Origin of the sequence: Burkholderia sp. AU38729 (genome assembly GCF_020419725.1) — a bacterium.
Classification (GTDB): domain Bacteria; phylum Pseudomonadota; class Gammaproteobacteria; order Burkholderiales; family Burkholderiaceae; genus Burkholderia.
The window spans coordinates 742,983-756,359 of record NZ_JAIZQO010000002.1; the positions used below are offsets into that span (position 1 = coordinate 742,983).

Here is a 13,377-nt window from a genome sequence, read left to right on the forward strand (position 1 = left end):
ATGAGTGAGAGGCGCAAACCACTGAAATCATGGGCCTCACGTCAGGCTGTTGCAATACTTGCTGTGGACAATATTAAGGTGTCTGATTTTGGCCATGACCTTCTCAGGCGAAAGGAGGAAGGCTTGATCACCCATGAGCAAGCTCGGGAAGAACTGAGAGCTCGCGGACATACCTTGGCCGCCAAAGGTAAGCAGTGGGAATGATTGATTCTCGGCAGGAGCCAATCTCGTTCGGACATCCTCCACAGCGATTGATGGGGCAGATTGCTTGTCAAATCAAAAGCCCGATGTCAAAGTAGACACCACCTTAACCAAGCAAACAAGTACATGGCCAGAAATCTCAAGGAATGCGTGGATTGCGGTAATCAGTTGAGCCCCATGGCAAAAAAATGCGGAAATCCACAATGCTGCTCCGAAGACCCCTTTGGGAAAGCACGATTCGACAAGAAAATGAAGCGCCTAGTTGGGGTGATTATGATTGTGGGGGCGGTATCTTTTTATGTCTACAAGTTTGGCTTGACAAATCCAATTGAAATCTTTACCCACCCTCTCCAGCAAAGCATCCAATAGGAAAGTGCTAAACGCGTAACATACCTACGAAGAAGGTGGCTAGAAAAATCTGAGAGGAGAAATGCTATGGGAAATCAGCCAGAAAAAGAAGAATTTTTACTTAATAAAAAACAAAGCTCAAGCAATCAAAAAAATGCGCCACAGGAGAAAAAAACAAAAATAACTTGGTCCGACAAGATTCTAATCTCCGGATTAGTTATCACAATTGCGGGCTGGCTCTTCAAAATAAATTCAACCGTTGGTGATAATCTGGTTAAATCTATTTTTTTGATTTCCATTGTCGCCGCATTGATCTATTGCTGGGACAACAGGGAGCGCCTAAATAATGACAAACCGGGATTTATCGTACCTCTAGTTTTAGTGGTTGCGGCTCTGGTTGGCATGTTGTGGCATGCCTAGGAGTCAAGAGTGCCGCAAAAAAACCTACAGTAGAAATTAACCAAAGGATAAGGTGGAGATTCCTACTCTGCCTCATTTTTTCGTAATTTTTCATATTCTCCCCCATTAACATTTAATAGATAACGAAATTTATATTTTTGTCAATAGGCTGAGCAACACCCAAGGTAAGCGACCAAGTTGATTGAATCACCCGAGAACGTACACAGGTTTATTTTTGGTCTTGCGGAACACACAGACGATCCCATGTGCCTCCGAGACATCATCGCCATCGTGTACAAGGGTGAAGCCAAGGAAGCACTCCCACTCACCATTGAAAATATGAGAATGGTGGGCGAAGTAAAGAAAACCTATGGAGCCAAGGTTCTGGGAATTGAAAAGCTTTCCCCTGAGTGGCAAAAGGCATAGGTAGCATTGCGCAGATGATTTTATTCCACCCAAAAGACAGGCTTCGTTTTCACAACCATCATGAAAAATATCAATTTTTATATTGATGAGAGCGGAAATACTGGAGATCTCAGCAGAACAAAATCCGATCTTAGCTTCGGGGGACAGCCAGTTTTTAGCCTAGCCGCCATAGGGATTTCCGATGAGGCAAAACTTACGGAAGAGCTAAACTCACTTAGAAAGAAGCACACCATTCACGCCAACGAGCTCAAACTAAGCAAGGTTATAAAGAAAAAGCCAGATTTTGCCCTTGAAGCTACTGAGCTTGTGGTCAACAATGGTTTTCCATTTTTCATAGAAATTGTCGACAAGAAGTATCTGTTAGCCGTCAGCATCACAAACGGTTTTATCTGGCCACCATACTTCAACACCGAAGAATCCCAGCAAACAGTATGGCTGAAGAATATCTTCGCAGAGTATATCTATCACAAGATTCCTGATGAGATATTTTTCAGGTTTGTTCAATGCATGGATAATCCATCCAATGAAAAAACCAATGCGTTCTTCGATCTATTGAAGGACGGCGTCAGCACGCACGATCATGAGGTGGCACAAGGAATCGCCTCGCAGGTAGAGGAAAGCAAGGATGATTTTCGCTTGATTATCGAAGAGGAAGGTGAAGGAGCCTACAAGCGATTTTTACCTGTTCCTGATGCTGGCAAACGCGATCAAAAGGTTTGGGTCCTTCCTAACTTCTCGTCATTTACCAACATCTATGCCAGAATAAATCTTTGCCTTTCAGGAAACCTGACTGGCTGCAAGATATTCCATGATGAGCAAGCTCATTTCGATGAGATCATTGCGTTTGCAAAAATGCAAATGGAAGGCATCGAAATGGAGAAATTCGGCTACAAGCCGCCTTTCTCAGACTACAACATTACTCAGCCTGCCAGCTTATTTTTCAAAGCATCGCCAGAAAGCACTGGGATACAGCTCGCAGACATCGTTACAGGCTTAGCCATGCGCTGGTATTGGACTCATCTACAAAATGAAGAGACTTCCGATATCCTGGATCAAGCAATGGACCTATTGCGAAGCCATAGTGACAGAACCAAAGGCATCGGAATCAACATGGTTGCACCTCACAACATGGCCCGACAGCTCTTTGGAGTTAACGGGTACTAGCCCATCTCTATAAGCACAAAAAAAGCACCTCAGGGTGCTTTAAATTTCTCCATGCATCACCTTCTCTTTGACTCACTCGAAGGGAGCAATATTAGGAATGAAATCTGGGTTAGGCTCGATTATGAATTGCCACAATGGCAAGTCTTTGCTCTTGTAGCCTTCCGGGATCACGAGGGAGAAAACCTCGGGGTCAACATTCACATCAAGAGCAACAACATTTTCTTGATAAATAGTATGCTCGCAGTAAGCAGCGCTAACCATCGTGCTTAACGTTCCAATCATTTGGAAATTCTGGCCCTCTGATGGAGCCTCAGGCTCATATTCAAATCGAACGCCAGCAAGCTTTTCCCCATCTAGAATTGCCTCAGCCGCACTCTCACACCACTTGCCGTATCTCATCAGGTAAAAGGCAATCTGCCGATCCATGTCAGATGACAGTTCCCTTCCCTCACAAAAGAACCGCAAACCACCAATTATGAACCGAGCCACCCCCTCGTCGTTGATAGCAGCTTCTTTGTTCGGATCTGCAAGTAGTTGAACTTCCAAACTCGGAGTCGTACCAATCATTCTATCGCCAAGTAGACTCATTTCATTCCGAGCCAGCGCATTAGGAAAGGTGATCGCATATTTCTTCCGCTGCTCTTGAAATGATTCCTTTGAGAGTAGCACCCATGTCTGAAAGCGTGAGAAGAAGATGGCTATCTTGAGGTCAGCTCCCTGCAAAGCAGAATAGGCTTCCAACTTTGCAAAGTATTCACGCGAAATCGTGAATGGCGAGCGAATATTATTGTGATTGCAATTTTTTACCTCGACGAAGAGGCGCCTCCCATCCTTTGTTACCAAGCTATAGTCTGGTGCTTGAATATCCGTTTCATCGCTATAAAAATCCCCACTATCTTCCTGCTTTATAAGTCGGCATCGTCCCAATGCTCCGGCCACATGAGCAAACATGGCCTCCACTCGCTTGCCGTGCAGAAGAATAGGGTTGTCAAATGAACCCTGAAGGGATACGCGGATGCGTTCCATGAAGGCGTCAACATCCCCCTCTACGGACAGCTTATAGTTGCTATCACGCCCAAGAGCAGTGTACAGATCAATAACCTCAAATTTCTCAGGGTTCCTTTTGATTCGTTTGACGGCCACTCTCATCCCCTGTCACGTCATGGTAACAAGCCTTAGCACTTGCTCGGCTGGTTTGTACTCTAGTGAAGCAACGATCCTCTCTGGATACCCACCTTCTTTTTGGAACTCCAACATGATGTTGAATAAACTGGCTTGATATTTTGGCTCGTCTCGCCAATCCAGGTTGTAAATATAGCTTGACCTTAGCTTCTCACGGATCGCATTCTCAAGATCACCCTTGCTTAGTTGATCAAGTCCAGCGTTCGTCAATTTCCCAAGCTTATGGGTTCTCAGATATTTTTCAAATTTATTCTCGTCAACGACGACTGAGAACTTGCCTAAATCCAAAGGCGCTACCGTTTGAGACATTGCACGAATGGCAATCTCAAGATCATCATCCGTCTCTTCCAAAAGCATCCGCTCTGGCTTGTATGAAAGAAAGGTGCCGAAATAGATAGATTTAAGACTCCTAATTTTGAGCCCCAACGTCTCGTAGTCGTGGAGGTGTAGGTTACTATTTTCCGAGTTATCTCTATCATCTTCGTGCCCAAGGATGACCACGTCCTTGTGCTTGATAGCCAGATTCACCAACCCCATTGATACGAACGTCTTTGCTATGCTGGAGAAGGTGCAGGGCACATAACCCAAATAGGCGGGATTTTTCTTCAAACCCTCATGAATTCTACCGAGAGCTTCTTGCGATAGATTATTGACATAGAGAACATAGCAAAAGCATGGATGACTGAATACAAGATCCTTTGCTATCACGGCCGCATCCGCTAGAAGTGGACGCGCAAGTTCGTCTTTGTCGTCACACAGCTCACCACCAAGAACACTATGGGTGGTCTTGAGATCAAGTAGCTTGAACAATGCATCAGCAACCTCTACCCCGGGAATAAATTTCGAAGCGCACCTTTTCTCGTCAAAAAGAAAGGCAGCCTCATGCTTTGCTTGTTGCGGGGTAAGTGCTGCTCTTAAATCTGCATAGCTGATCTTCTTGTTCTTCAGAATCTGTACGCAGTCTTGATGAAATCTTTGAATTTCGTAGAAGGTGCGTGCGTCAGTCCAAGAGAAATGTTGCCTCATGACGGGAAGAAGCACATTCCCGCGAGCATTTATAGTATGGATACTGGACATTTCCGCCCCACCTCCAACACCATTTAGATCAAGATCTAGGAAGAATGCTACTGTTGCTAATGATGGTCAGCGACCTCGAACCACGAGTAAGAGCAACATATAGCTCCTTCAGATCCAGAGAGTCGGCATCGAGCAAAACGGCATGATCATATTCCAAACCTTTCACTAGCAAGGTCGTTCCGATCAACTTCTTGTGCCTTAGAGGTCTTCCTGTTTGCCTCAATTCTCTTTGATAATTGTTAGCCGACTCAAGTAGCGTCGCAGCCTCTTCATCAACATGTATCTTCAGGATGTTCATGAATCGATTGAGCAAATCCCTTCGATAAGTGGACGTCTCGGGATTGTCCCTAACTACACAAAGAAAATCTCGAAGGTTACTGCTGGATGGCTCACCAAGGTACCGATTCGCTGAGGCTAGTACTAATGGATATTTAGTGGTCTTTGTTTGCTTGGCCACTTCCCCTCTCTTGGTTCCGGCGACAAGAGTTTTGTCAATGCCAGTGAAGCATTTTTTCGCAAAATCCAAGACAAGTAAGAAACCCGCATTGACGGTCTTTGCCGCCTGTAACTTCTGGATAAACGAAAGCAGGTCCTTCCCTTCTACCTCCTCAATTGAAGAGAATTTCCCAGCCATTGTGCGAGCAAGAAGATGTGTCTTGTTCTTGGACTGTTGATCGCCTCCATGTAATGCAATTACGGTAGCATCGTCGCCTAAAAAATCACAGAGAATGGAATACTGTTTTGCGGAAAGAAACTGAGGATCGACTGATATTCTTTTTACACCCTTGGGCAAGGCGCCATTCAGGTTAACCTTCTGCCCGGCCTGCAAAGTCGCTCTCGCCGCTTTCAACCAAGCACCAAGTTCATGGGCTCCGGCGTTGTCCCAACGCCAAGGTGTTTCTAGTTGCCCCAAGCATTCAAAATGTGGATAGATGCTGGCATCCCAGTCCACAGGTTTATCAGAAAAATCGAAGATAGCCTGCAAGGGATCACCCAGAATCCGACAGGGGAGGAAATCAGCTAAGGCACATACAAGGGTGTGCTGGAGATCAGAGCAATCCTGATATTCATCCACATAGACACCAGAGTATGTAGATGCTACGACGTGGCGAATGAACTCTTTGCCAAGCAGGTCACGGCAGGATTCGTATAGCTTGTTCCATTGCTTGTTCGTTGGGTTCTCGACCTTCCATCCAGAAGTTTTAGGGTATGCCAAACACAGGCGAAGTGACCAGCTCGCTATCGTATCGACTTGGTACCTTGATGATGGAACACCAAGGTAAGTCATCTTTGATTTGATCGAATTCACACCAGCAAACGTGTGAGTCAAAATCAGTTGCCGATTGCTTCCAGCTTTCACAGCCAAAGCAATAAGGTGGGTTTTCCCATATCCAGCAGGGGCGATTACGTATCCCTTCGATACGCACCTGGCAAGAGTGTTTGGGAGCTCGTCAGGCATGCTCTGCCCACGCCCAAAGTTTGTTTAGTTTGGTAGCTAAATCCGTTTTCACGAAATCAGCATCCTTATAAGCCGGGGCGATTGCCTTAAACCACAAGTCACCTCTAGTGGTGTCTTTGAACCATCCCGCTTTTTTTGCTACTGCACCGATAGCTTTTCTGAGCTTTGGCGAGTCCTGCCATTTCCCAATGTCCTTATCAAGTTCTTCCTCGAGCTTTGAGCGAACTTGGTCATATGCTGGAAACCCCAACTCATCTTGTGCAAGCTTCACACTAATCAAGACATTCGCCCACGGAAGATCCTGAATGGCTCTCTCTTCGAGAGAACATTTGTCATTCCAGACGTGGACAGTAACTCCCAATGCAGTCAGTTCGTCCATGTCGGCTTGGGAAAACTGATCGTCAGCATCCGCATCAGCAAGGACTGTCACCTCGTAGCAAAGTGAATTGAAGGCTTTCGCCATCGCTTTTACCTTGCTTCCGCCAATGACGTTCAGAAGTGCCACACCATGAAATGAGAGGGGATCTTTGCCTTCACCCATCTGGTGATCATCCAGCCCTCTCAAAAAACCCACTTCGGTAGCGCCTTCGCACACCACAACTTTCTTGGCTAAGAACGCCTCTGCACTAGACCGAATCTTTCCCTGCACCTCATGTTCTTCAAGACTTTTGTCCGAAGCGGAGACTATCCTGACAACTCCCACCTTGTTATGGACAACAAAAAGCTCCTTGACAGTGAGTTCTCGCAAAACAATAGGGGAATGCGTAGTCAGAAAGTACTGTCCACGCTTGTCTTCTCTCACGTGCTTAAGAAGGCGAGCAATTCGATGAGGTTCCAATCCGAACTCTACTTCATCAAATAGGGTAATGTGACCATCTTCAAGCCCCAGTTGCTGAATGCCACATAAAAGCATTCTACGTGAGCCTAGCCCCAATTGTCGCAGAGGAATATCACCATCATGCAAGGCCAACCCACCGATCTTTAGATTGACTGAGTTGAGATCAAGATGGGCTTTGTATGCGTCTAGGACAGGAACACCAAGAAGCTTTGCTTTTTCTTGAGATTTTTGAGCTGCTTCATCGAAATTCTTTAAGGATACTGCACGGTCAGCATCAAGAGAGGTTCTGGCGGTTCTAGACGCATTCGCCAGAAGCTCATTCAAGCTTTGAGCTTCTGTGAGTTTTGCCAGGGCCGTCCCCGTTGCCCATGAAAGTTGCTTCTCACTGTATGCCCCGATCATGCCGACACTAACTTTTATTCTGTCGGCCTGCTTAAATGGAATTCCTTCTGGATTGCGATCACATATCACAACCCATTTCGGCTCAAGGTCTTTTTCAATCGTTAGCCGTATGGTCAAGATACGCTCAAGATGATCTTCCGGTTCATCTGAAAGAGTTAGGGTTGTGGCATCCCAACCTCGTAGGCAGTGACCATACTTATTCAATGAACAAAAATCATCAATCAACTCTCCAATAGATACTTCAATCACTATTGGATTTTCTGTCTTGCATTGGTAGAAATCTGAATCACTCAGGGTTAAATTCCACTGAGGATAAAAAACGTATCTGATAGCGTCCAAGATGGTGGATTTAGATGAATCACCTTTCCCGATGAGACAAAAAATATCTCCAATTGGAAGATTCCAGTCAAGCTCTTTGATACCCCGAAGATTCTTGATTACCAGTTTTCTGATCTTCACTTGCCTGCCGCCTCATTTAGTTTTCGAAGAAAGTCATTTTTCAGCGATCTTGACGCCTGCCCAACAATAGACAACATGCTGGATAGGTATGCGGTCCAATTAACTCCGAGGTTCATTTTGCACCTGCCGCCTCGGCAAGCGATGGCTGCGCGACAGCGACAGGTTCAACGAACTTACTTAGTTCTTCTTGTTGCTCCATAAGGAACGGGGCTTCCCTTACTCGTTCATAGAGTTTGAGCAATCGTTGTTCTGCTCTGCTCAGAATGATGCTATAGAGCAAGGGCTGAATTTTGACCTTGTCATTGTCTTCGGTGCGGGTCCCACCTTCTCCACTTTCAATCTGATCACCAAGAACGAAGCCGTCTACCCGCGTCTCAGGCTGAATGTAGCCCTTCTTCTTCAGCTCCTTCACATACTTCCAGATCTGCTCCTTTTCCTTGGAGCCGAGTGAGAGCTTGGTGGTCTTCAGATCAACGATTACAAGGTGGCCGACGCCGGCCTCTTCGTGATCTTCGTTGTAAGACGGAAGGGAATAGAAGCCTGTGCTGCCGTCACCACGAATGACAAAGTCAGGACGGTTCAGCGAAGCCTTCTCCGCCTTGCCATCAAATAGCTCACGGATGACCGTCGTCATCCCTTTGTTGGACGTGAAGTGAATTGATTCAAACTTGTCGCCAAACATCCAAAGACCCTTGGCAAACAGAGGCTGAAGTTCCTTGACCTCGTCGATGCCTGCCACCTGAATCTTGATCCGCAGTTCGTTGATGACCTTCAATCGCCCTTGGATCTCATCAAGCACTACCTTCGCCATGCCAATTGTCCATTGGCTCAGCACTTCATGAAGGGCGTCCAAGTCGTTCGGATCTTGGTTGTGCAAGATCTCCAGCAAACCATACTGCGATTTGCTCTTCTCCAGCTTCGCCAGGATGGAGGTTAGCTGAACGACTTCCTGCTCACCAAAGTTCGGGCATGTATCCACAACCTCATTGACGAAGGTGGTAACTCGCTCCTTGCTCAGTAGCGGAAGAAGATTGACCGACTCGCCAACACGTTCCAGAACTGCGATCCTCTTCCCTTCGCGTTCGGCATAGCTCGTGTTGGAAATGATCTCCTTGATCTTGTCTTGAACGATTGGTCTGGTCTTCAGCCATGCCTCGTTGTTGTCCTGGAAGCCGGACCAATCCTCCTTGACCGCATTTTCCTTGTTCAAAAAATCAGCCTGAACAATGAAGGTAAAACGCTTCGCCTTCTCGGTTCGGCCATCAAGAATGCGCTCCACATCTGTCCCGCGCCACTTGCAGTCACCCACTGCGCGATTCGTCACCCACCACGCGATCCCATGCTGTTTGGTGGTCTTATCGGCTTTACGGGTATCAATGTGGTAGATCTTCACCGTACCGTAGCCTGGCACATCAACGTCGACAATGGACAGGGATGACTTGCTGATATCGGCAAACGAAATCGGCGCCCCATTCAGGATGACCTTGAAGGACGGATTGGCGAGGAACCGACCACCCAGAAGCTCTCTAGCCTGCTCCACAGAGAGGTTGATCTGACGGATTTCACCTTCACCGGTGATGGTCGTTCCATGCCCCTCCACGTCCTTCTCAACGAACTCCACGAGTTCAGTGATTAGCGGTTTGTTGGGTGTCCTACTGACTTTGTAGACGAACTTCTGGCCGTCTTTTATCGAGGTGATCTGATAGTTCTTAGTAAGGCAGAAGCTGGCAAATCGGCCCTTGCCATTCTTGCCGAAGACAAAGCGAGGAAGACCTTCTACGCCTACTGGCGGTGCAGTTGTGGCACCACCCTTGGCGATGCGGTCATAGGACATCGCACGCCAGATGTAATCGAACTCGGCCTTCGTCATGCCCTTGCCGTTGTCCGAGATGGAGAACTGCTTGTTGTTCTTCGGATCGGGCCAACTTATTCTGACCTCAGTGGCGTAGGCATCCCAGCAGTTGGCAACGAGTTCGACAATGGCCGTGCTGGGATTGGTGATAATTGCACCTGCCCAGCTTTCAAGAAAGCGATCTTCATAGAAGAGGTCTTCCTGCTGCAATCCTGCGTTGTTTGACGAATCAGACATCACCCCTCCAAAGAGATTTTTATTTTTCGCCAGCGTCTTCGTCCCAGTCTTTGAGCTAGGCCAGCTTTTTCCTATCTTGATCTCAAATCCTCGCGGAGTAGGCTGATATCAACCAAATCCGTCCATGCCTTTAGGCCAATAAGCTTCACCCGTGACACAAGCGCGAGTATGTCGATATTCACAATCATAGCCCAGCTTCTTCATAGACCTAGCATTGAAACTACCGGACATACAGGCGTAAAAAAAGCTCCCGAAGGAGCTTTCTTAGGGTATTTGGTGGGCCCCCCGGGAGTCGAACCCGGCACCAACGGATTATGCTTACCAGCTATGGCTTTCGCCACCCCTTTCGGGTTTGTGGTCTGGACTGTCTCTTGTCTTTACGACCTGCCCGTACAGTCTCTACACGTTCTCTCGGAGAGAGCTTCGCTCGGGATTGCCACGCTGCCAGAGCAGCAGAGGTTTCCCCGAATTTGAGCAGTTCTACCAAGGGGCAGAGCCAACTTACCCCAAGGCAACCCATTCCGTGCGGTCCGTACTCTTGCGAGCTGTAGGACGGCACTTGCTAAGTCCGCTGCTCTAACCAAGCATGAGCTAGAGGCCCGAAAAACCAGCTATTTTACCGCACTTAGACTCTGTTTAAGAAGGGACTTCTTGTAGCCTACGTGTAGCGCGGCAATTTTGATGCCACCGAATTTCCTTATTTTTCAATATGTTAGATGGCATTGCCCAGCGATTATGAGTCGACTGCTCTAACCGCTGAGCTACAAGCCCTGATGAGAAGCGAAGCGTGTCACACGCTGCCCCGACGAAGAAGCCGGGCCGGCATTGTAACAACAAAGGAGAGAAACGCCACCGGCATCACGCGGATGCCGGCGGCGTTCGCAGCAGAGACGCTGGAAATCAGTTCCCTTCGAGGAACGACTTCAGCTTGTCGGAACGGCTCGGGTGACGCAGCTTGCGCAGCGCCTTGGCCTCGATCTGACGGATCCGCTCACGCGTGACGTCGAACTGCTTGCCGACTTCCTCGAGCGTGTGATCGGTGCTCATCTCGATACCGAAACGCATCCGCAGCACCTTCGCCTCGCGCGGCGTCAGCGAATCGAGCACGTCCTTCACGACGTCACGCATGCTCGCATGCAGCGCGGCATCCGCCGGCGCGACCGTGTTGGTGTCCTCGATGAAGTCGCCGAGATGGGAATCGTCGTCGTCACCGATCGGCGTTTCCATCGAGATCGGCTCCTTCGCGATCTTCATGATCTTGCGGATCTTGTCTTCCGGCATCTCCATCTTCTCGGCGAGCGTTGCCGGATCCGGCTCGAGACCGGTTTCCTGCAGGATCTGCCGCGAGATCCGGTTCATCTTGTTGATCGTCTCGATCATGTGAACCGGAATACGGATCGTGCGCGCCTGGTCCGCGATCGAACGCGTGATGGCCTGACGGATCCACCACGTCGCATAGGTCGAGAACTTGTAGCCACGACGGTATTCGAACTTGTCCACCGCCTTCATCAGGCCGATGTTGCCTTCCTGGATCAGGTCGAGGAACTGCAGGCCGCGGTTCGTGTACTTCTTCGCGATCGAGATCACGAGACGCAGGTTCGCCTCGGTCATTTCGCGCTTCGCCTGGCGCGCCTTCAGTTCGCCGGCCGCCATCTGGCGGTTGGTTTCCTTCAGGTCCTTCAGCGGCAGCACGACGCGCGCCTGCAGGTCGAGCAGGCGCTGCTGCTGTTCGCGGATCGCCGGGATGTTACGCGACAGCACCGCGCTGTACGAATGGCCTTCGGCCATGATCTTCTCGGCCCAGTCGAGATCGGTCTCGCTGCCCGGGAAGCGCGCGATGAATTCCGAGCGCGGCATGCCGCACTTGTCGACGACGATGTGCAGGATCTGGCGTTCGACCTGACGCACTTCGTCCACCTGCGCACGCAGCGTGTCGCACAGGCGTTCGACGGTACGCGCGGTGAAGCGGATCGTCATCAGTTCGGTCTGGATCGTTTCCTGCGCCTTCAGGTAGGCCTTCGACTTGTAGCCTTCCTTTTCGAATGCGCGGCGCATCTTGTCGAACCACTCGCTGATCTGCGAGAACTTCTCGAGCGACGCACGCTTGAGGGCTTCGAGCTGGGCGGCGTTGGCCGATGCCTGCGCGGCACCGTCATCTTCCTCCTCTTCCTCTTCCTCCTCTTCCTCTTCGGCTTCCTCGTCCTCGTTCTCGATGGCTTCCGCTTCCTTCGCGGAGAAGCCGTCGGTATCGGCGGAGTCCGAAGCATTCGGATCGAGCAGGCCGTCGACGAGCTCGTCGACGCGGATCTCTTCGTTCGCGACGCGTTCGGCCATCGCGAGGATGTCAGCGATCGTCGTCGGGCACGCGGAGATGGCCATCACCATGTGACGCAGGCCGTCCTCGATCCGCTTCGCGATCTCGATTTCGCCTTCGCGCGTGAGCAGCTCGACCGTGCCCATTTCACGCATGTACATCCGGACCGGATCGGTCGTGCGGCCGAATTCCGAATCGACGGTGGACAGCGCGACTTCCGCTTCCTCTTCGACTTCATCGTCCGACGACGCGGCGGGCGCGTTGTCGTTCAGGAGCAGCGTTTCCGCGTCCGGCGCCTGCTCGTAGACCGCCACGCCCATGTCGTTGAACGTGCCGATGATGCCCTCGAGGGCTTCGGTCTCGGTGAAGTTGTCCGGCAGGTGGTCGTTGATTTCGGCGTACGTCAGGAAGCCGCGCTCCTTGCCGAGCTTGATCAGCGCGCGCAGTTTCACGCGGCGCTCTTCGAGCTCCTCGGCCGTACCCGGCGTGCTCGTCGCGAACGCTTCCTTCAGCAGCGCCTTTTCCTTGGCGCGACGATCGCGCACCTTGGATTTGCCCGGTGCAGCCGCCGCTGCTGCGGGCTGCTCGTCGCTCTGATTTGCGTCGTCTTCGACGGATACTTCGTTCAGCTTTTTGGTCATGGAGTTCGCCGTACCGGCTATATCGACTCGCGGCTGCTGGACGACAGCCGGTTGAACCGTGGGTGCATGAGTAGTACGTACTGCCGTTTCGTCCGCGGCGGCAGTCGTGTCCCTTGCGCTTTTCGCACTTGCCCGCTTCGCCGCCGGCTTGGCCGGCCCGGAGTCGGGTCTGGCGGCAGCCCGTGTTCTGGCTGCCGGCGCCGGCGCAGCCTGAGCAGTGCCGGCCGCGGTTTTCTTTCCTGCTGGGGCTGACGTGGCTGAAGACGTTGTCCTGGTGGAAGAAGCAGACTTGGCCGCTGTGACCTTTTTGGTCGGCTCCGTCGAGCCCTTGCCTGTTGCTTTCTTTCCGCCTGTCGTCTTTGCCATCGCGATTCTCGC

The 13,377-nt window shown here is 50.1% G+C and carries 10 protein-coding genes; 4 read left to right on the forward strand and 6 right to left on the reverse strand.

The annotated features are described in order from the left end of the window. Positions 1-327 precede the first annotated feature (327 nt). The 4 genes from LGM56_RS08300 (at position 328) to LGM56_RS08315 (ending at position 2,538) form a co-directional block, all read left to right on the forward strand. Positions 328-570, forward strand: a complete 243-nt coding sequence (locus LGM56_RS08300; RefSeq protein WP_226204065.1) for a hypothetical protein — start codon at positions 328-330, stop codon at positions 568-570. A gap of 66 nt (positions 571-636) precedes the next feature. Next, entirely contained in the window at positions 637-969 is a 333-nt protein-coding gene (locus tag LGM56_RS08305; RefSeq protein ID WP_226204069.1) for a hypothetical protein, read from the forward strand. 177 nt (positions 970-1,146) lie between these two features. Then, complete coding sequence (locus LGM56_RS08310; protein WP_226204072.1) at positions 1,147-1,374, forward strand: hypothetical protein; 228 nt, start codon at positions 1,147-1,149, stop codon at positions 1,372-1,374. Positions 1,375-1,434: 60 nt separating this feature from the next. Then, entirely contained in the window at positions 1,435-2,538 is a 1,104-nt protein-coding gene (locus LGM56_RS08315) for a DUF3800 domain-containing protein (protein WP_226204075.1), read from the forward strand. Positions 2,539-2,610: 72 nt separating this feature from the next. On the opposite strand, the gene LGM56_RS08320 is transcribed toward LGM56_RS08315, so the two are convergent. The 6 genes from LGM56_RS08320 to rpoD form a co-directional block, all read right to left on the reverse strand. Continuing rightward, the gene (locus tag LGM56_RS08320; protein ID WP_226204078.1) at positions 2,611-3,687 is read right to left on the reverse strand and encodes a hypothetical protein; all 1,077 of its coding nucleotides are present in this window, start codon (positions 3,685-3,687) and stop codon (positions 2,611-2,613) included. 6 nt (positions 3,688-3,693) lie between these two features. After that, positions 3,694-4,797 (reverse strand): hypothetical protein, encoded by a 1,104-nt coding sequence (locus LGM56_RS08325; RefSeq protein WP_226204081.1) that lies wholly within the window; start codon positions 4,795-4,797, stop codon positions 3,694-3,696. A 28-nt stretch (positions 4,798-4,825) separates the two neighbouring features. After that, a complete protein-coding gene (locus LGM56_RS08330; protein ID WP_226204084.1) occupies positions 4,826-6,256 on the reverse strand; it encodes a UvrD-helicase domain-containing protein in 1,431 nt (476 codons plus the stop codon). Beyond that, positions 6,249-7,955, reverse strand: a complete 1,707-nt coding sequence (locus LGM56_RS08335) for an ATP-dependent nuclease (protein WP_226204086.1) — start codon at positions 7,953-7,955, stop codon at positions 6,249-6,251. Before LGM56_RS08335 ends, LGM56_RS08330 begins: the two co-directional genes overlap by 8 nt. Positions 7,956-8,067: 112 nt before the next feature. Next, a complete protein-coding gene (locus LGM56_RS08340) occupies positions 8,068-10,044 on the reverse strand; it encodes an ATP-binding protein (protein ID WP_226204088.1) in 1,977 nt (658 codons plus the stop codon). Positions 10,045-10,944: 900 nt separating this feature from the next. Beyond that, entirely contained in the window at positions 10,945-13,365 is a 2,421-nt protein-coding gene (rpoD, locus tag LGM56_RS08345) for an RNA polymerase sigma factor RpoD (RefSeq protein ID WP_089427997.1), read from the reverse strand. Positions 13,366-13,377: the final 12 nt, after the last annotated feature.